The sequence below is a fragment of the Bradyrhizobium sp. JR4.3 genome, from assembly GCF_040547695.1.
Taxonomy (GTDB): domain Bacteria; phylum Pseudomonadota; class Alphaproteobacteria; order Rhizobiales; family Xanthobacteraceae; genus Bradyrhizobium; species Bradyrhizobium canariense.
Genome location: NZ_JBEPQF010000013.1, coordinates 106,557 through 124,291, shown reverse-complemented (window position 1 = coordinate 124,291; position 17,735 = coordinate 106,557). Strand labels below are relative to the sequence as shown.

Annotated in this window: 19 protein-coding genes; 12 read left to right on the top strand and 7 right to left on the bottom strand. The window is 57.5% G+C overall.

Features of this window, described 5'->3' with window-relative positions; translation table 11 throughout:
* Window positions 1-15 precede the first annotated feature (15 nt).
* The 4 genes from ABIB91_RS21655 to ABIB91_RS21640 all read right to left on the bottom strand — a co-directional run bounded on the left by ABIB91_RS21655 (window position 16) and on the right by ABIB91_RS21640 (window position 5,492).
* A complete protein-coding gene (locus tag ABIB91_RS21655; RefSeq protein ID WP_354165478.1) occupies window positions 16-909 on the bottom strand; it encodes a SctD/MshK family protein in 894 nt (297 codons plus the stop codon).
* A 114-nt stretch (window positions 910-1,023) separates the two neighbouring features.
* Window positions 1,024-1,176: a hypothetical protein gene (locus ABIB91_RS21650; RefSeq protein WP_279689903.1), complete on the bottom strand. Its 153-nt coding sequence runs from the start codon at window positions 1,174-1,176 to the stop codon at window positions 1,024-1,026.
* Between the two features lie 1,366 nt (window positions 1,177-2,542).
* Window positions 2,543-4,315, bottom strand: coding sequence for an HrpF/NolX family T3SS translocon protein (locus ABIB91_RS21645; protein ID WP_354165836.1), 1,773 nt, complete (start codon window positions 4,313-4,315; stop codon window positions 2,543-2,545).
* 544 nt (window positions 4,316-4,859) lie between these two features.
* Window positions 4,860-5,492, bottom strand: a complete 633-nt coding sequence (locus ABIB91_RS21640; protein ID WP_354165488.1) for a nodulation protein NolW — start codon at window positions 5,490-5,492, stop codon at window positions 4,860-4,862.
* A 232-nt stretch (window positions 5,493-5,724) separates the two neighbouring features.
* Between ABIB91_RS21640 and ABIB91_RS21635 the strand changes: the two genes are divergently transcribed.
* The 11 genes from ABIB91_RS21635 to ABIB91_RS21585 all read left to right on the top strand — a co-directional run bounded on the left by ABIB91_RS21635 (window position 5,725) and on the right by ABIB91_RS21585 (window position 14,296).
* Window positions 5,725-6,237, top strand: a complete 513-nt coding sequence (locus tag ABIB91_RS21635) for a nodulation protein NolB (protein WP_354165496.1) — start codon at window positions 5,725-5,727, stop codon at window positions 6,235-6,237.
* Between the two features lie 8 nt (window positions 6,238-6,245).
* Window positions 6,246-7,097 carry a type III secretion system inner membrane ring lipoprotein SctJ gene (gene sctJ, locus ABIB91_RS21630; protein WP_354165502.1) on the top strand — a complete coding sequence of 284 codons (852 nt, stop codon included), beginning with the start codon at window positions 6,246-6,248 and terminating at the stop codon, window positions 7,095-7,097.
* A 39-nt stretch (window positions 7,098-7,136) separates the two neighbouring features.
* Entirely contained in the window at window positions 7,137-7,757 is a 621-nt protein-coding gene (locus ABIB91_RS21625; protein ID WP_354165509.1) for a nodulation protein NolU, read from the top strand.
* On the top strand, window positions 7,754-8,377 hold the full coding sequence (gene sctL / locus ABIB91_RS21620; protein WP_354165517.1) for a type III secretion system stator protein SctL: 624 nt from the start codon (window positions 7,754-7,756) through the stop codon (window positions 8,375-8,377). Before ABIB91_RS21625 ends, sctL begins: the two co-directional genes overlap by 4 nt.
* Window positions 8,374-9,729 (top strand): type III secretion system ATPase SctN, encoded by a 1,356-nt coding sequence (gene sctN, locus ABIB91_RS21615; protein WP_354165526.1) that lies wholly within the window; start codon window positions 8,374-8,376, stop codon window positions 9,727-9,729. The genes sctL and sctN overlap by 4 nt, the downstream gene beginning before the upstream one ends.
* Window positions 9,705-10,241, top strand: a complete 537-nt coding sequence (locus ABIB91_RS21610; protein ID WP_354129248.1) for a hypothetical protein — start codon at window positions 9,705-9,707, stop codon at window positions 10,239-10,241. The genes sctN and ABIB91_RS21610 overlap by 25 nt, the downstream gene beginning before the upstream one ends.
* A gap of 104 nt (window positions 10,242-10,345) precedes the next feature.
* On the top strand, window positions 10,346-11,353 hold the full coding sequence (gene sctQ / locus ABIB91_RS21605) for a type III secretion system cytoplasmic ring protein SctQ (RefSeq protein ID WP_354165843.1): 1,008 nt from the start codon (window positions 10,346-10,348) through the stop codon (window positions 11,351-11,353).
* Window positions 11,346-12,011 (top strand): type III secretion system export apparatus subunit SctR, encoded by a 666-nt coding sequence (gene sctR, locus ABIB91_RS21600; protein ID WP_354129250.1) that lies wholly within the window; start codon window positions 11,346-11,348, stop codon window positions 12,009-12,011. The genes sctQ and sctR overlap by 8 nt, the downstream gene beginning before the upstream one ends.
* A 1-nt stretch (window position 12,012) precedes the next feature.
* Window positions 12,013-12,288, top strand: a complete 276-nt coding sequence (locus ABIB91_RS21595; RefSeq protein ID WP_275173712.1) for an EscS/YscS/HrcS family type III secretion system export apparatus protein — start codon at window positions 12,013-12,015, stop codon at window positions 12,286-12,288.
* A 158-nt stretch (window positions 12,289-12,446) separates the two neighbouring features.
* A complete protein-coding gene (gene sctT, locus ABIB91_RS21590; RefSeq protein ID WP_354165547.1) occupies window positions 12,447-13,262 on the top strand; it encodes a type III secretion system export apparatus subunit SctT in 816 nt (271 codons plus the stop codon).
* Window positions 13,259-14,296, top strand: a complete 1,038-nt coding sequence (locus ABIB91_RS21585; protein WP_354165554.1) for an EscU/YscU/HrcU family type III secretion system export apparatus switch protein — start codon at window positions 13,259-13,261, stop codon at window positions 14,294-14,296. Before sctT ends, ABIB91_RS21585 begins: the two co-directional genes overlap by 4 nt.
* A 158-nt stretch (window positions 14,297-14,454) precedes the next feature.
* On the opposite strand, the gene ABIB91_RS21580 is transcribed toward ABIB91_RS21585, so the two are convergent.
* From ABIB91_RS21580 to ABIB91_RS21570, 3 genes are read right to left on the bottom strand one after another with little or no spacing between them, the layout of a single operon-like run.
* Entirely contained in the window at window positions 14,455-15,087 is a 633-nt protein-coding gene (locus ABIB91_RS21580) for a CpaD family pilus assembly lipoprotein (protein ID WP_280096088.1), read from the bottom strand.
* A 9-nt stretch (window positions 15,088-15,096) separates the two neighbouring features.
* Window positions 15,097-16,551, bottom strand: coding sequence for a type II and III secretion system protein family protein (locus ABIB91_RS21575; RefSeq protein ID WP_502917006.1), 1,455 nt, complete (start codon window positions 16,549-16,551; stop codon window positions 15,097-15,099).
* Window positions 16,535-17,266 (bottom strand): response regulator, encoded by a 732-nt coding sequence (locus tag ABIB91_RS21570; RefSeq protein ID WP_354165566.1) that lies wholly within the window; start codon window positions 17,264-17,266, stop codon window positions 16,535-16,537. Before ABIB91_RS21570 ends, ABIB91_RS21575 begins: the two co-directional genes overlap by 17 nt.
* A 123-nt stretch (window positions 17,267-17,389) precedes the next feature.
* Here ABIB91_RS21570 and ABIB91_RS21565 point away from each other — a divergent pair, with 123 nt between their 5' ends.
* On the top strand, window positions 17,390-17,671 hold the full coding sequence (locus tag ABIB91_RS21565) for a hypothetical protein (RefSeq protein WP_354165569.1): 282 nt from the start codon (window positions 17,390-17,392) through the stop codon (window positions 17,669-17,671).
* The last annotated feature ends 64 nt before the right edge of the window (window positions 17,672-17,735 follow it).

Here is a 17,735-nt window from a genome sequence, read left to right as displayed (position 1 = left end):
TGCGAGGGTGAAACTCTAGTAGGGGAGGGCAGCAAGCCGGCCATTCCGGCTCAGCAGCACGCGTCCCTCCTCGATCCGATCGACGGTCCATCCATTATTCAACAGCGCGCCCAAGAAGTACTTTTGATCGCCAATGACGAGATAAGGATCCGTTCCGCGCCATACAGCCTGAACGGTAATTGAGGAGGGCATCTTCTCTTCCTTGACCGCTACTGTGTTGAGGAGCGTATAAGCGCCACTACTATGGTGATCGAACCGTTGCTGGACGTCCTGCCATTTTGCAACAGAGGCGGGCGTAATGGTGCCGTGAGCGGTGACAACATCCGGCCCAGAACCGACTTTGATGTTGAGAAGACCCGCTCTATCAACCTCCTCTTGCAGCCGTTCGGCAGCTGCATCGGTCGTTACAGCATCAGGAGCGCTGAGCGCCGGTTTGGGCGCAACTTCTACGGCCGGTGGCGAATCGGTGCTGAGGACCGCAGCGGTGTCGGTGTGGACGAAAAGAGTTGAGACTGTGCCGATCGCCACAGAGCTTATGAGGACAATCGCAAGTGCGGCAATCGATACACGCCAGCCGTCGAGAGAGCCAGCTTGTTTGGAGCCCTCTATCGACCAGCGAATGGACATTGCGCCCGCATGAATAACGGCTGGGAGGGCAACAACAACGCGCTCGTTTGAGGAAATTGTCTCGTGACCTTCGACGCGGATTTGACTGGCTAGGGCCTCGATCTGAATCGAATCGCAATGTGGGGTGATGCGTAGGTGTTGCCGTTCGAGACCTTGTTCGATGAAGACGAAATCGGCATCGAAGCCACTGCCAATAAGGCTCGATCCAGGCCCTGCCTTGCCAGTCAGCCCGGAATAAAGTCCCGATAGCACTTCGAAATGCAGGCAGTCCGGTTCATGCACAATCGGTCTCCTTAACAGCGAGAGCAGCCGTACGGCAATGCCGTACGGCTGATTTCGAGTTCGCTGACAAGTCACACCCGAAAAGTGGGGCGACGATGTCGTCCAACTTGTCCGTTACTGCACCCGCTCATCAGCCGCCTTCTTGATCGTCGAAAGCGACGTTGTAAGCGTGCGAAGCTGAACATCCCTCTCGGCCGCCTGGGTGCTAACGGCAGTCAGAGCGGCGAGTTGCTTGTCGAACGCTGCCTGTGCCGCGACCTGAGTCATCGCGTCAGCTCCTCCAGCGAGAGCCGCACTAGCCGCGCCGCCTGCGGTCGAGGTGTTAGTCGCACTTGTCTTGCCAGTCATACTATTTCTCCTATTTTTCGAATACTGCCGCTTTAGCGGCTCCTATATCCTGACGCCGTAAGTCCAACATCAGGAATCCTGCTCTGTCTCCGCGATGGCTTCGTCGAAGCTCGCTGACGCACTATTTACAAGTTGGAGACCGACGGACCCGAGAGCAGCTGTGAACGCTTGCTGCAAACGCGCATCTTGCGAGTTATCGTCCGGACTGGACGCGCCATTTGCAGGGCTGGTTGTACCAGACGATCGACCATCATCATGCGCACGTGGCGCACCATCATTCTCATGCGTGCCGGGCATGTGCGAGTTGCTTTTGTCGCCGCGGGCCGCACGGAGATTGGTATCAACGTGTACAGCGGCGCTTGACGGAATGCGCATCGCGTTCTCCTACCTCAATTTCGATCATGCCGATGAAGCCAATCTCCACATCGTCATTGTGCCAGCAATAGCTTTCGATAACCTGACGAGACTTGGAGAATGCAATAAGTCGATGGGAATTCGTCTCCTTAGGTGCTCCGTATCAGCAATTGTATCTGAGCAGTGCCCTGGCGGACACTCGGGCCAGATGACTTGTGAAGGAAAGCCATGCTTTCCGGGTCGCGATCGATCCCGCGCTCTGTTTCTTCATAAGGTAGAGCTTCAACGCGCGGACTCGCAGCACCGGGACCGAAGAAGCCAACGTGCTGAGACCGAGGCGCTGGAATAGCTCGCCTGCGACACGTCACTTCTTTGGCGATTGCTTCTCCTCGGGCGGCGGTGATGCCTCGATCCCATCAGATACGACCCTAAGGTATTCAGTGCTCAGACGAGCCGGCCGCGAACAGCGATCCCTCAGCCCTGCTACGCCTTAGGGCGATGCGGTCAATCCCACTTCGGGGCGCGGGCGGACGCCTACGCCTCGCGCGGCGACGCTCGGCGCCTCCCAGCTCTGCACTAGCGGCCTAATGTGCCCTCGGCTCACATTTGTAAGCCTGCCATTCTCGTCGATGTCGATCCGGCTTTCTCGTGGGAGATAAAGCGTCGATAACTTCGGCCTGTCCGATTGGAGCCAGATGCCGGCCTATGCAACTTTCGCAGCCGCGAAATGAAACTGAGGCTGATCGTGTATCGGACCTTCTGCCCACATCGTGGGCCGAAGTTCGACACGACAAAGTGTCTGCGTGCGGGCGGCGGGCTCGAGCGTGCAGGCAAAGCTTGCGGGACCTACCGGTAGGTGGTGGCCGGCCAATCGGAGGGCCCACAAGTGCGCATAGCTTACAGCACGGTCTGAGGCGGCGCGTCGTTCCAACTAGCTGTTGGCGCCCACAGCTTGCATGCGCTCGGACTCAATCCGTTCCTCTAGCTGGTTCAAGTAATTGTCCGCGTGGGACTGTGCGATCGAAACCGGCAGATTGATGCCAGCCGTCGCGGCTTCTTGAATTGCCTGCTTCATTAAGCCTTCGCGCATGGCTAGCTTGACCTCGGGGCCGCCGAGGCAGCCCACCGCCTGCGACGCAAGACTGATGCCCGCTTCTTCCAACGCTAGCTTGATGTTGCCACCGGTAATGGCAGTGTGAAGAAGAGTTGCTGCTTGCGCCTCGCTCTCGAGCACCATTGACGCCAGATCGGCCAATTCGCCAAGGCCCGGAATAAAGCCGAGTAAACCAACTCCGGTTGCAGCCCAGTCGAGCGCCTTCGGGACGACCTTGAGCACGTCGTCAACAACATGCATGAAAGCGCCGCCATTTTTCTTGGGAGACTTGATCTCGGGCTGATCAGCGACGCCCATCATCATGTCCGCGGCAGCAGACTGCTCGCCGGCCGTTTGGGCGACATGCGTCTTCAATTGACGCGCGGTGCGGTTCGCAGTCGACATGTTGTCGAAGAAGTGAGTGAAGTCGTTATTGCTGATATTGCCGGAATCGACCGTATGGCCTCCGCCGAAGTCGAAGAACTGATGGTGGGCCTTGTAGCCTGTGATCGAATTATTCATCAACCCGAACAACAGGGGATCCGAGAGGAGCTGGGAGGCAGCCCTTCGCATGTCGGGGGTTAGACTGTTGTCATCGGCCATGCTCGCTAGCTTGTCCTGAGTCAGGTCGCCCTTCCCGAAAAAAGCGCCCTGATTCGTATTGATCGTGTCCAGCGTATCCAGCTCGGTTTGCGCGAGATTCATCGATGATGACGCAACCTGCAGGAAGTCCTCTTTGTGGACCTTATCTATCGAGCCACCGTACAACTGTTTCCATTCATCAGGGTAGCTGAGAAAGTATCTCGCGGCCGCGAGAACCTGCGGCGGGCTTTTTCCGGCTTTTGCCTCGCCATCGACAATCTGCTTAAAATCGGCGAGGCTGAGGTTCTTGGGCAGACTGTCGGAATACCGATAGAGCTCGCGCAATGCATCACTCTCGGTCATAATCGACGGCTGGCCGTCTCCGGTGCCGTCGGATGGAATGTAGTTTTGCTGGTAGCTGTGCGCCTGCTGCTCTTGGAATGTGGCAACCTGTGCGTGATGGTAGGAAAAGCCCGAGAGATCACCTGCCTTGATCTTCCCGCCGCAGTGGCCGTCGCCTTGCGAGCCTATTGCATAGAAGAGCTCAGGATCCTGCTGCAATGCCCCGATCGCCGTCTTCAGATCCGGCGGCGTGGAGGGATCGTTGGCCAAATCTGAAAGGGACTCCCAATCGAGCGGGCATTTGTCTTTGTGACGGTTCAGCACCGACACAATCTGCAACTCGGCGTTGGTCAAGGTGCCGCCGTTCCATGTGATCCTTGAGCTGGGTACAGGCGCCGTTGCAACACTGGCGCTCGCACCAGAGGACGACTCCGTGGTCTGCGCAGGTGCGTCCAATGCATCGGTGAGAGTCGGAGGCAGGATATGCAGTGCCTCCTGCACGAGCTCCTCCGTCAGTTGCTTGTCGGAATCTGGCGGCTCCGAATGATCGCCTATCGCGTCCTTCAAGGAGTAGCTGGCCAGCACCGCCTCGAAGCTTGAATGCTCCGGTAGCGACGAGAGCCCCGGAGCAAGCCCGGACAAAGCCGCGGTTGGATTGGCATTTAGCAATAGGTTGTTCACTGATATACATCCTTTGGTGTGAGATTGCGCCACAAGTTGATCATGTGGCGCAGCCGAGCGCGTGACACAACGAGCAAGAAGCAATGCTACGCGGAGCTCAACGGCTCCTGTCAGGTGCGTCCGGTTGCTCAGTGCGTCCCAGCGCTCAGTTCCGCAACAAATCTATCGGCGCATCGCCGGCTAGATTTCACGCTCCTATGCTACAAGGGATTAGCTGTCGAGAAGCTGACGGTCCGCAAGAACTCGGGATGAGTCATGAAAGACGCCCTTCCGAAAGCTCTAGTGCATTCTCAAGACATGTGTGGCGCTAGCTTCTTGCGTTCGACCGCGTTCCAATTAACTACTCGGGTCCGCCTCGGCTTCGTGCGTCCGTGGCCTGACCTGTACGTCGATTGCGACGCTCCGCGGCATTCGGGTCCAGCCAGTCGCATTCAAGCTGGTAGCACTGCCTCTCGAAAACCGATAGAGCACACACAGACTCCGCGTTGCGTTGCTGTAAGCCACTCGCTGCATCAACTCATCTCCGGGCTGGACCATGAACCGCGCTGTGTTAATGCGATGCCTCGGGCAAAAGAGGGCTCTCCAGTCGTCCATCACGAATGACCATGCTCGACGACCCCCGAAACAACATCAAAACTGATTGCTGCGGCGGCTTTTCGACAATCGTAGGGTTTCGCTGCGCCTGTGCTTCCGCCAGCAGGCTTTTGAGCGTTTGGTCCACAAGCGCGATAAACCGAGGCGGACCAGAAACGAAGACTGGGCCATCTCCTGCTGCAGGTCTCACAAAATAGCGCTCATCGGAGATGTTGAGAGCATCGAGTGCGGCCTTGAATGCTTCGAAGGTGATTGGAGTCAGGACGAGCAAGCGGCTTTGCGCCTCGTGCGCATCAGACACATAAAGCACCAGTCCGTCGTAGTACCATTGAAGATTGTAGAGCTTGCTTAAGCGTTCGAGGAATTCTCGCGGCGCGAGATCCGGCATTCGCCCGCGAATCCGCCCCTTCACCTCGGTGCTCACATTGATTCGGATATTTAAATTGTTGCCAAAGTCCTGCAGCGCGGCAGCAAGGTCCTGGTCCAGAACCGTGTAGCTATAAGGCGTCGATGGCAGCGGCAGGGGAGCGCCGAGCGCTCTAACGAGCCCCAGGAGAATAAAAGCTCCGACATATAAGAGGTTCTTCAAGATGTGCAGCCTCCTGGCTCTGATGAGCACTCCTAGTATTCTTCCGCTAGCGAACAAGCACCGAAATTCGTCACAAAGGTGGAGGCCGAGAATTCGTCCCAAATGCGAGGCCAGGCGTGATCTTTAGATGACGGTGCTCCTGATACTCGTCAGCTTCTGGTCAGCTCGCTTCGCTAGGGGTGCTGGGCCGTTCACGGTGTCGAACGGCTAATCTCATGACGTGAGAGCAACGATGTCGTCCATGATGCTTGGCGTTACGCCGATCTCCGCCAGTCCGCTCAAATGTCTATCCGAGGCGTGTTCATCGACGCAGGCTCAGTTTCACGAGAGTCTCGCGCAGGTGGGTTCAAATCGAGATGCCGCCTCTTCGATGATCGATAGCGCGTTGGCTCCGCCAGTGTCGGAGGTTCAGCGTGAAGCCCCGCAGGTAAGCCCCCTTGGCGATCGCATCCTTCGAAATCTTGCTGCAATGCATCGAGGCATAGCATTTCCTTCGGTTCCTTCGACGGTCGGCGGCGAGCCGACTCCTGCGAATAGCCTCCAGCTTGGACCGGCAGCGCAGCCCATCTTGCGCTCGCACGAATTCGAGGTGCACCCGGTCGGAAACCTGGAAGGTGCAGACCATTTCGAATCGACATTGACGAATCTGCGGGATGTTTACAATAGCGTCACCCTGCTTTCGCTCATCTCCAAGTGCACTGGCGCTGCCAGCTCGTCTCTGAACAAGCTGCTCTCGGCAGGCTGACAGACGTGATGAGCGGTTTCCCGCATAGAAAGATCGGTCGCCGCGCGAGCGCGGGAAGGCGGTTTCGCATTCTTATGGCGTTGCCGATTTTGCTCTCGCTGGCCGGTTGCAAGGTAGATGTCTATACCAAGGTGCAAGAGCGTGAAGCCAACGAAATGCTTGCGCTTCTCCTCAGAAAGGGTGTCGATGCCGTCCGCATTGTCGCCAAGGATGGGACCAGCGTGATTCAGGTGGAAGAAAAGCAGCTAGCCTTCTCGATCGACCTGCTGAATGGCGAGGGCTTGCCGCGCCAGACTTTCAAGAACCTCGGGGAGGTGTTCAAGGGATCTGGTCTTGTTGCCTCTCCGGTTGAAGAACGCGCCCGGTACGTTTACGCTCTAAGTGAAGAGTTGTCGCGCACGATCAACGATATCGATGGGGTACTCTCCGCCCGTGTCCATGTTGTTCTGCCGAAGAATGACCTTTTGCGACAGGATGCAACCCCGTCCTCGGCGTCGGTTTTCATCCGACATGGCTCCAATGTGAGGCTCTCAGCCTTGCTACCGCAGATCAAGATGCTCGTCGCCAACAGCATCGAAGGGCTATCATATGACAAGGTAGCGGTCGTGTTCGTGCCGGTTGAGCGGGCTCAGCATGAGCCGTCGTCAGCGTCAGCAACTGCTTCGGCTCAACCGGCCAAGTTCATGTCGCCCTCCTTGTTTGCGATCGGGGTCGGAGGTGCGGGTGCCGCGCTGGGTGTTCTATCTTACATGTTGCTGAGCACACGGATGCGCCAGTTCGGTCGATCATCGCGGAAAGTTGGAAATCTCGGCGGATCTTCGACCATGTACCCGCGGCCCAAGCCGTCGGCAAAGAATTGAGCTCTGATGCAAAATAGACGGAAGGCAGTATGGGTATCGATGCCATCCAACGAGCCAGATCATTCACCTCATCCGCATTCCGATCGCCTGCGCGAACTTGCTGCGGTGATGCATCCGAGCCGTTTTGCCGCCCGTCTTGATGCGCTGCTGTCAACGCCCACGGTGCTGCGGTTGCAGAGGAGTGTCAGGCTTCAGGAGAGACTGGCCGAATTGGCGGTAGGCAATGAAGGGGCCTGGAACGGAAGCAACTGGGGCAGGGACGTTCTGCTCGGCCATGATCCGCATCGCGCCGCCCTGCTCGCTGGCAGTATTTGGCATGCCCGTTCATTGCTGAAGCTGGTGTCAAGGCGTGATCTGGAAACTCTGATCGGAAACGTCGGTGCGGAAGCACATGCTTTCGGTATACGAAACTTATCCAGCGCAGTCGCAACTACAACGATTCTCGATCCGGAACGACTTTCGCAAGGAATAGAACACGACGGATATGCCTGTCTTGGTGCTTGGCTCGATGAAGCTTCAGAGCTTGACCGTAAGCGCGTTCTTCTCCGCTTACCTGTGGGGACGGCCGCGGAAGCTCCAGCCACCGAACACCGCAGGGCGGCAGGCCAATTGCTGCCTTTGGTGATGACCCATCTGGCCACGGAGGCACCAACGGCATGACCGACAACGATCAAGCATTGCCAGCAGACCCGCAGATTCGTCCGGTCGGCCCACTTATACCAGCCGCGGAACTTGGGATTTGGTCCGATGCGCTAAAGACCCGGGCGCTAGCGGAGCGGTATCTGCTCCAGGTTCGCAGCTGGGCAAGAAAAGCCTATGAGCGCGAGCAGGCGCGCGGCCACTCCGAGGGTCTGAAGACAGGTTCGGACGAAATGGCGCAGCTGGTTTCCCGGGCTACTTGCGAGCTGGCACGCCGAAAAGCTGTTCTGGAACATGAGTTGCCGCAGCTCGTCCTCGATATCTTGGACGACGTCCTGGGCTCCTTCGATCCCGGCGAGATCTTGGTGAGGACGGTTCGTCATGCGATCGATCGAACATATGGCAGTGCGGAAGTGCGTCTTCATGTGTCGCCTGTGAAAGCCGTTGCACTGATCCGCGAGTTCGCAGCGTTCGACGGAAGGAATGGTCGGCCGAAACTTACAATTGACCCGGACCCGGCTCTGACGCCGGATCAGTGCGTTTTGTGGAGCGAGTTTGGCAATGTCGATCTAGGGCTTGCCGCGCAGCTGCGTATCTTACGTGTTGGCCTTGCCCCGTCTTCTCAGGAACGCGAGCCGTGACCACGCTACGACGATCCTATGACGATGGGCTGGTCGAAGCGGCTGTGCGCGCCGAGTTGTCATCTGTGAAATCTACAGCAAAGCAGATCGATACGCGCGCGGTGCGCGGACGGATCACACGGGCGGTCGGCACATTGCTTCATGCCGTATTGCCAGGGGCACGTGTTGGGGAACTTTGTGTGTTGCAGGATCATGGCACTGGATGGTCACTTGAGGCCGAGGTCATCGGTCTGCTGCCGAACGGGGTGTTGCTGACGCCCATCGGCGAAACGATAGGCCTGTCTAACCGCGCGGAAGTGGTTTCGACCGGGCGAATGCGTGAAGTTTCAGTTGGACCCGATTTGCTTGGCCGCGTGATTGACAGTGCCGGCCGTCCGCTCGACGGCAAGGGGCCAATAAAGCCGGCCCACACTCGCCCGCTCCGCGGCAGGGCGCCCAATCCAATGAGGCGGCGTGGCATCGAGCGGCCGTTTCCGCTCGGCGTTCGCGTGCTGGATGGACTGCTGACGTGCGGCGAAGGCCAGCGGATCGGAATCTATGGAGATGCAGGTTGCGGCAAGTCGACCTTGATGTCGCAAATTGTAAGGGGCGCGGCCGCCGACGTGACCGTCGTTGCGCTTGTGGGAGAGCGTGGACGTGAGGTACGTGAATTCATCGAGCGTCATATCGGAGAGGCTCTCGATCGTACGATTGTGGTCGTTGAGACCTCCGACCGCTCGGCAATGGAGCGGGTGCAATGCGCTCATATGGCGACTGCACTCGCGGAGTACTTTCGTGATCAAGGGCTGCGCGTCGTACTGATCATGGATTCATTGACGCGCTTTAGCCGCGCAATGCGCGAAATAGGCCTTGCCGCAGGAGAACCTCCCACGCGGCGCGGATTTCCTCCCTCCGTGTTTGCGCTTCTGCCGAGTCTATTGGAGCGTGCCGGTATGGGCGAGCACGGCTCGATCACGGCGTTCTATACCGTGCTTGTCGAAGGTGATGGCACGGGCGATCCAATCGCCGAAGAATCGCGCGGTATTCTCGATGGTCATATCATTCTTTCACGCGCGCTCGCGTCGCGTGAACATTTTCCCGCCATCGACGTGCTGTCGAGCCGAAGTCGCGTTATGGATGCGGTCGTCTCTAGGTCACATCGAAAGGCGGCATCCTTCTTCCGCGAACTGCTCTCGCGCTACAATGAGGCGGAGTTCTTGATCAAAGTCGGTGAATACAAGCCGGGCAGCGATCCGCTAACTGACCGGGCAATCGCCTCAATTGAGCAGTTGCGGAAATTCGTGTGCCAGGGCCAGGACGAGCCTTCCAATTTTGAGGAGACCGTGACATGGATGTCGCGTCTGACGGCCTGAAACCGGTCGAAGCGTCGAAATTACGGCTCGTAAAGGACATAAGAGAGCGAAGCGTGCTTCGTGAGCTGTCCAATATCGAAGCCAAGCGCCGCATTGCGTTTGAAGCGGTGGAGCGAGCTTCCAGCGATCTTGCAACCGTCGAGAAACACCGCGCAAGCGTCGAAGATCAACTCTACCAGGAAATGGCATCTCTCAGTGCGATGTCCGGCACGGAACTCGACCGTCGCTGCCATCTGGTCATTGGACGGCTCACCGCCGAGATCGCATCGAGGCGGGAGGCGCTTGAGCAGGCGCGCATCGCTCAAGAGCAAGTACAGACGGCGGTTGTTGAGGCCCGGGCTCTCTGGGCCAAGCGTGCGGCGGCGAGCCACAAATGGCGACAGATCGAGCGCGATGTTGAGCGCACGACCGATTCTCGTCTGGAGTTCGCAGCCGAAATCGAGACGGACGATGATCAGTTGCTCCCGTATCAGGGTGCTTCGCATAGCCAAGGGGTAGGCGGTTCAATTTGATGGCTGGCTCTCTGGCACGACCGTGTGGTCGTGTAGAAATCAATTCGCTAGATACTCCGGGTGGACTCGCAGAGTTCGAGCCCTCTCTACTCCTGTCCCACGGTGTGGTCTTGTGGCTCAATGAGATCGCCGCGCCGCGCATCGTTCTGCGGAGCCGCCTTGGCGAAAAGCCGCTATCCATCCGTATGAACCGGCTTGTGTGGCAGGCGGAGCCGTCTGCCCTGGCCATGCTTGATTGCGTATTTCGCGTCGGAGGTGAAACGGCTGTATTGTCCTTGCCCCGCCCGCTTGTGGAGACACTGATTTCGACGGTGCAGCCTGGCCTCACTTTACCTTCCGAGCCTACCCGTTCGCTCCTTCTCGAACTTGCGCTCCAATCCTTGCTCTGTCCACTGGAAGTGCTGCTAGCGGGGGATCTGCAACTTGCCCGCATCGACGAAGCAAGCGCGCACGGCCCTTATCTGGAACTCGAGATCGCCCACGGGCCGCTCGCGGCCAAGGCTCGCCTATTCCTATTCCCGTCCCTGGACGGTCCGGTTCCGTCCGCGTTCCGAATCTTAGGCGAGCTGGTCCGCCAATTGCCGCGCGAGACGCGCGTGCTTTCTCCGGAATTGCCTGTCGTTATTGCAACGGAGATTGGCTCGCTGCGCGTGTCCATCGCACTGATTCGTCAAGCACAGGCGGGCGACGCACTGTTGCCGGACGTCATTCCCCTTGCCAGCGGCGAGGTCATCCTCACAGCGGACAGGTTATGGGCTCCGGCACAGGTCACCGGTGACACACTGGTCCTGCGGGGGCCGTTCCGCCTGCAACCCCACCCTCTAAAGCGGGCACATATGATGACAAAACGCCAAGCGCAGCAACTGATCCCTCCCTCAGAAGCCGACATCGACAGTGTTGAGATCACGCTTGTGTTCGAATGCGGCCGCTGGTCTATCCCGTTGGGCACGTTGAGAAGCATCAACGAAGGGCATGTGTTCGAACTTGGTCGCCGCTTTGACAGCCCGGTCGACATTCTTGCCAATGGCCAATTGATCGGCTGCGGCGATGTCGTTCGGGTCGGTGAAGGACTGGCCATCAGGTTGCGTGGCAGGTTGGCGGTCAATGATTGACTTTCCACCAAGTATCGTTGCGCTTCTTGCGGTCACGGTGGGCCTCGGCCTTCTGGCTTTGGCAGTCGTCACAACAACGGCGTTCATAAAGGTTTCCGTCGTTCTCTTCCTGGTTCGCAACGCGCTCGGCACCCAATCCATACCCCCGAACATCGTTCTGTATGGCGCTGCATTGATCCTCACCGTATTCATTAGCGCGCCAGTGTTTGAGCAGACCTACAACCGCGTCACCGAGCGGCAACTTCGCTACGAAACGCTCGATGACTGGGTGACCGCCGCCAAGGAAGGCAGCGAACCACTACGCGCTCATCTGAAGAAATTCACCAACGAGGAGCAGCGTACATTCTTCCTGTCGTCGACAGAACGGGTCTGGTCTGAGGAGATGCGCGGCAACGTTACGGCTAATGATTTTGCTATTCTTGTACCCTCGTTTCTGATCTCGGAGTTAAAGCGTGCGTTTGAAATCGGCTTCCTTCTTTATCTTCCATTCATCACGATCGATCTGATTGTAACGACGATCTTGATGGCCATGGGCATGTCCATGGTCTCACCAACACTAATATCTGTTCCTTTCAAGCTCTTTCTATTCGTCACGATCGATGGCTGGTCGCTGCTCATGCACGGATTAGTTTTAAGTTACGCAACGCCAGGAGGTTAAGGTGGACGAAGCCAACATACTCACTCACCTCAGCCGATCGCTTGTCCTATTCATGATCTGGGTTCTGCCACCGCTCCTCTCAGCCCTCGTGGCCGGACTTGGCGTTGGCATCATCCAGGCGGCAACGCAGGTCCAGGATCAAACCTTACCGCTCACCGTGAAGCTCGCCGTCGTCGTCGCCGTGCTAGTTCTATTTTCTCCAGTGCTGAGCGCCCCGCTTATTGAACAAGCCCAGCATATTTTCGCTGAGTTCCCCACTCTTACAGCGAAGTATTAGCGAGTGGAAGGCAGGGCAAAGTCTCTGCGATAGTACCGCCATCTGCCGTCGATGGGGGCGAACCCAGCCGATTATTTGCGGCATTCTCGACTTCTAACATCAGGGCAGGGCGAGCGGGCCTGTTCCATTGGCCGAAGCAAGCGACTAGCAGATCTCAAATGCATGGTTTGTCACCCACCGAGACGCAAACACTGATCCAGACTGCTATGGACTTCGTTGTTGCGGCCGGCCTAGGTGCAGCCCGCACTCTAGGCATCACCTTAGTGCTTCCCGTATTTACGCGACTGCACATTAGCGGGATGATCCGCGGTAGCTTGGCGCTCGTGATCGGACTGCCATGCTTGGCGCATATCAAGGATGGCCTGCAGACGCTAGATCCAGGCACCCGTACGATCGTCGTCGCGTTCATTGGTCTCAAGGAGATATTCATCGGCCTGCTGATCGGCATCTTGCTCGGTATACCACTATGGAGCATCCAGGCGGTTGGTGAGATCATAGACACCCAGCGAGGTGTTTCGAGCCAGGTGGACGATCCTGCGACCCACAGCCAAGTCTCGGCGACAGGTCTTTTTCTCGGGACCGCTGCGGTTACGATTTTCGTTGTGTCTGGAGGTCTGCAAACGATGGTCAGATGCCTCTATGAGAGTTATCTGATCTGGCCCATATATCAGCTACTTCCTACGCTGACGCTGCAAGGGGCAACGGAATTTGTAGCGCTCCTCGACCATATCATGCATACGACCCTGCTGGTTTCTGGGCCTGTCACGGCCCTACTGCTCCTGATCGAGATATCCCTTATGTTGCTCGGGCGCTTTGCGCCACAAATCAAGCTCAACGATCACTGCCTAACCATCAAGAATGTCGCTTTTGGCATCATCATGATCAGTTACACCGTCTATCTCATCGAATACATGGGCGCGGAGATCATCCAGTTCAACGGCGTGCTGGAGTGGCTTGCGAAGTTCTTGAAATGAACGGCGCGAGCGAGGAGAAGAAGCTTCCACCAACCCCCAAGAAGCTACGGGACGCGCGTAAGAAAGGACAGAGTCCGCGCAGCGCCGACTTTGTCACCGGCGTCAGCGTTTGCGCAGGTTTCGGCTGCCTATACGTTAGAGCGGGCCAGATTGAAAACGGCTGGCAAGAATCGGTACGGCTGGTCAATAAGCTGCAGGCGCAGCCCTTCAATAGTGCGGTCCGGCAGGCGCTGGTCGGATTGATCGAAATTTCTATTGCGGCAGTTGCCCCAATCATCGGAGCGGTGGTGATTGCGGCTATCTTGGCCAGTGTCCTGGCTAGCGGCGGGCCGACATTTTCTATGGAGCCGTTGCAACCAGGCCTTGAGAAGTTGGATCCCGTCAAGGGGCTGAAAAAGATTATCTCTCAGCGATCACTTGTGGAGCTCGGCAAGTCACTAATCAAAGTATTGCTTCTCGGTGGAACCCTTCTTCTTGTTGTGGTCGCAAGTTGGAAAGCGCTTGTGTACTTGCCCGTCTGCGGTTTGGCTTGCTTCGGGTTTGTCTTTAACCAGCTCAAAGTTCTGATCGAGATTGCGGCCGGCGCTTTTCTGATCGGCGGTTTGATTGATCTACTACTTCAGCGCTGGCTGTTCTTGCGCGATATGCGCATGACGCAGAGCGAAGCGAAGCGCGAGTCCAAGGAACAGGAGGGCAATCCTCACATCAAGAATGAACACCGTCGGCACCGGCGCGAGTCGGCGAACGAGTCGCCGCTCGGTACTCATCGGGCCACATTGATCCTGACCGGCCCCGCAATGTTGATTGGGCTGCGCTATGTTCGTGGTGAGACTGGTGTTCCGGTCTTGGTCTGTCGCGGTGAGGGCGAACTTGCTTCACGTTTGCTTGGTCAGGCGCGGGCGCTGCATCTCAGCATTGTCCAGGACGATATGTTGACGCGTCAGCTGATCCGAAAGGCAGCGTTGGGGAAGGCCGTTCCGATCGACTGCTTCGAGAGGGTTGCAAAAGCGCTCTTTGCCGTAGGCCTGGTCTAGCTTCGCGCGCAGGCCCCAAATTGCACTACCGGATCTGCAAACGGCGCGATCACGAAGGAAAGCGAACATTGTTTGTAGGGTCGTCTGCTTGTCGCTGACCGACTGACCAGAATATCAGCCAACATAGCGCCGTATGCTGCTTAGGATTGATGAGCCGCTCATGAACCTTCCGATAGAACTCTGTTCTGAGTTCCATGTTCCAAGTTTCCGTGGTCAGTCGGCGTGATGGTCCTGCGGGCCGGAGAGGGGAGTACCGCACGATCGCCACTGGTTGGCACGACAGCTTCATTGCCCAGCAAGTCGCCGGGATCGTTGACCATGACTCCCAGGTTGTTCTGGATGGAGCAGCCAAGCGTTGGATTGAAAGAATTGTCGTCTACCGAAGGGCCAACGATCGAAAGCGGTGGACAGATGGCAGGATGTGCTTCGTAGATAGTCGCCTCGATCCTTACCCCGAAATGGGCAGGCAGACTGATGACGGAATCGGAGAGGCGGATATTCCAAGGGGTAACACCCATCGCGCGGGCATCATGGGCCACCTGCGCAATCAGCCTGGGCGAGCCCGTGACATCGAGATGGACTGCATCCCACCGACCGCGACTGGCGCTCGCAATGAAGTCCCGCAGACGAGATCTCTCGACGCGACGAACGCCCTGTAGCAGCAAGACGCTTGTCTTCTGCTCTATCCGGATCGTTCGTTCAGCGCGCCCAGAATAGATCGCAGAACCGTTTGTGCATCCACCTACGCTCGCCGAAATAGCGATCAAGCAATACAGATGTCGCAAGCTCATACGCTATCCTCATTCGATGATAAAGTTGGCGCCGCCATTAGCGCCTGGTTGTGCCTTGGGAGCATCACGGCCTCGCGGCGAACTTGCCAACGTGTTTGTTAAAGTGCGCCCGGCATCCGAGGGTGGTCCGATGCGGTCAGTGGGCGCGCTCATCTTGCCAGGAGTCGATCCTGGTCGCACGATGTAGGGCGTGACAATAATTACCAGCTCCGTCTCGTCCTTCTGAAATGAGGAAGAACGAAACAGCGCACCCAGGATCGGCACATCGCTCAACCAAGGAAAACGGCCAATGTCGGTGCTGAAATTGCGCCGGATAAGCCCTCCGATTGCAAAGCTTTGACCGCTGGCAAGCTCGACGACCGTACTGGCACGCCGCGTGGAAAGACCGGGTATAGACGTTCCATTGACGCTGACTTCGCCTACTTTCGACAGCTCGCTAACCTCAGGCTTCACGTGAAGATTGATCTGGTTGTTGCTGAGAACCGTCGGGACGAACTCTAGGCTAATCCCAAATTGGCGGAATTGGACTGAGACCTGCCGATTGTCCTGCATGACCGGAATCGGGAATTCGCCGCCTGCCAGGAAACTTGCTGATTCGCCGGACATGGCGGTAAGGTTTGGTTCAGCCAGTACATACGCGAGGTTCTCGTTAGCGAGTACGTCTAGAACAGCACTGACGTTCGCACCGCCAATGCCGTATCCGACGCTTGCCGAGCCGGCTCCACGGGTGGCGCTGGCACCACCAGCTTTGCCACTTTTAAAGCCGAAAACGAAAGGGCCGGTTTGACCCGAGGCAGAGAGGTTAATGCCAAGCTCCTTCATGGCGGTGCGCGAAACCTCGGCGACTCGCACACTAAGATTGACCTGAAGTGAACCGGCAACCTGGATCTTGTTGACGACCAGCGCATCCGCACCGAGAAACTGCTCCGTGATCTTCTTGGCGCTGTCGACGAGATCGGGATTTGGTGCTGTTCCGCTAAGAATCGCGCCGCGCGGCGTATAGCTAACTTGGATCGGATAGTCCCCGAGCTGCGCCTTCAGCGCGGCACGCAGATCCTCTATAGGTTGGGTGACGACAACGCGAAGCTCGGCTAGCGCCTCGCCATTATCGTTCAAAGCGAACAAGCTGGTCCGCCCCGAGTGTTTTCCAAACACGAAGATGGTTGTGTTTGACGGCGCCTGATAGTCCGCGATCGTCGGGTCGGCAACAAAGATGCTCGCAGCTGGCGCTGGGAGATGAATTGTTTTGCCCTGCGAGGAGGAAAGATTCAGAGTTCCCTGAAGGCTATCAGCAGTCGCGCGTGGCGTCCCCACAGTACCACCCCGCTTTACCTGAGCTGTGGCGGCAAAAGGAGCTAGTAGAGCGACCATGCATAGCGCATAAAAAATGCAGGGAAGCGCGGCAGATGTGACGGCGCTCGGCCCTCCGCGGCTGCCATGATGAGTGTTAGGGGCGAACTTCAAGGGAGCCTTCGCTTTCAGGTTCAATCGATTGCGCAGCGGGGACCTGCGCCAGTTCAAGTGCATAACCGACGCCGCGCACAGTTGTGATCCGTAGCGTCGCGCCGGACCGGCTCAAATGTGTGCGTAAGCGGTAAATCCCAACTTCTAGGGCGTTGGTCGAGACCTCGTCGTCGAACGCATAGAGGCCCTCCTCCAGTGACGCTCGTGGTACGGTGCGGCCAGCGCGGCTGAGCAGATGTTCAAGAATGCACAGTTCGCGCCGGGCGATCCTTAGTTGCCGATCATCAATTGAAGCTTGCCGGCCGATAGAATCGAAATGTAGATTTCCGAACGTAAGGACGGGCGCTGTCATTTGCGGCGATCGTCGCAAAATGGCTCGCATACGAGCGACGAGTTCATCGATAGATACTGGCTTGGGCAGGAAATCGTCCGCGCCGCCGTTGAAGATCGCGATTCGCCTGCCCAGATCGTTCAACTTGCTCACTATTATGGCGGGTATCGAACATCCCTCGCGTCTCAACTGCTTCAGCCAGTCCAAGCCATCTCCATCGGGCAAAACCAGTTCGAGCAAGACAATTTGATAGCTGGCGCAAGCAAGGGCAGTCTCCGCCTCGTCAAGAATGCGGACGACATCCACGGCAAAACCGCAAACCAACAGCGCTTCCTTTACAGCGCGCGCAAAATCCGCATCACGATCAACCACGAGAATTCGCATTCTATCGCCCTTCGCACATCTGTCCCAAAAGCCGAGCGCATTACGGCCGTAAATGAGGTCTGGCCGATCTCAAGAGCTCGCCTTTCGTCTGACCGTCCGAAGCCCGGACCAATAGCGGAGATCATGGTCGCCACCGACGAGTGTCACCCGAGCTTGTTCAGCCTGTTGGCGACTGCGGCGTCTCGCCCGGGGTCGCACACATTGTCGGCGACGCTCAAGATGCCCTTCCGGCTGGAAGAGCGCCTGAATCGTTTCTGGACATCGAGGGCCATAGCAGAACGCTGGCGCATCCGTATGCCCGCAGTTACCGCGGTCATTGACCCGCTGAGGACATTATCGATACTGCCGCTCTCCGAGCCTGAAGCAAAAGCGCACGAGACAATGGCAGGATTTCTGCCTGAATAGACACGAGGATTCGGCATTTGAAGCTCCCAAAATCGATTGGTTTGCGTCGGTCTTGCTGTGCTCT

What these genes read in the sequence shown, in the direction of transcription:
- ABIB91_RS21650 (WP_279689903.1), bottom strand. Translation starts at nt 1,176, where the DNA reads ATGACTCAGGTCGCGGCACAGGCAGCGTTCGACAAGCAACTCGCCGCT.
- ABIB91_RS21635 (WP_354165496.1), top strand. Translation starts at nt 5,725, where the DNA reads ATGTCGTCCATGATGCTTGGCGTTACGCCGATCTCCGCCAGTCCGCTC.
- sctJ (WP_354165502.1), top strand. Translation starts at nt 6,246, where the DNA reads ATGAGCGGTTTCCCGCATAGAAAGATCGGTCGCCGCGCGAGCGCGGGA.
- ABIB91_RS21625 (WP_354165509.1), top strand. Translation starts at nt 7,137, where the DNA reads ATGCCATCCAACGAGCCAGATCATTCACCTCATCCGCATTCCGATCGC.
- sctL (WP_354165517.1), top strand. Translation starts at nt 7,754, where the DNA reads ATGACCGACAACGATCAAGCATTGCCAGCAGACCCGCAGATTCGTCCG.
- ABIB91_RS21610 (WP_354129248.1), top strand. Translation starts at nt 9,705, where the DNA reads ATGGATGTCGCGTCTGACGGCCTGAAACCGGTCGAAGCGTCGAAATTA.
- sctR (WP_354129250.1), top strand. Translation starts at nt 11,346, where the DNA reads ATGATTGACTTTCCACCAAGTATCGTTGCGCTTCTTGCGGTCACGGTG.
- sctT (WP_354165547.1), top strand. Translation starts at nt 12,447, where the DNA reads ATGCATGGTTTGTCACCCACCGAGACGCAAACACTGATCCAGACTGCT.
- ABIB91_RS21585 (WP_354165554.1), top strand. Translation starts at nt 13,259, where the DNA reads ATGAACGGCGCGAGCGAGGAGAAGAAGCTTCCACCAACCCCCAAGAAG.
- ABIB91_RS21580 (WP_280096088.1), bottom strand. Translation starts at nt 15,087, where the DNA reads ATGAGCTTGCGACATCTGTATTGCTTGATCGCTATTTCGGCGAGCGTA.
- ABIB91_RS21570 (WP_354165566.1), bottom strand. Translation starts at nt 17,266, where the DNA reads ATGCGAATTCTCGTGGTTGATCGTGATGCGGATTTTGCGCGCGCTGTA.
- ABIB91_RS21565 (WP_354165569.1), top strand. Translation starts at nt 17,390, where the DNA reads ATGGTCGCCACCGACGAGTGTCACCCGAGCTTGTTCAGCCTGTTGGCG.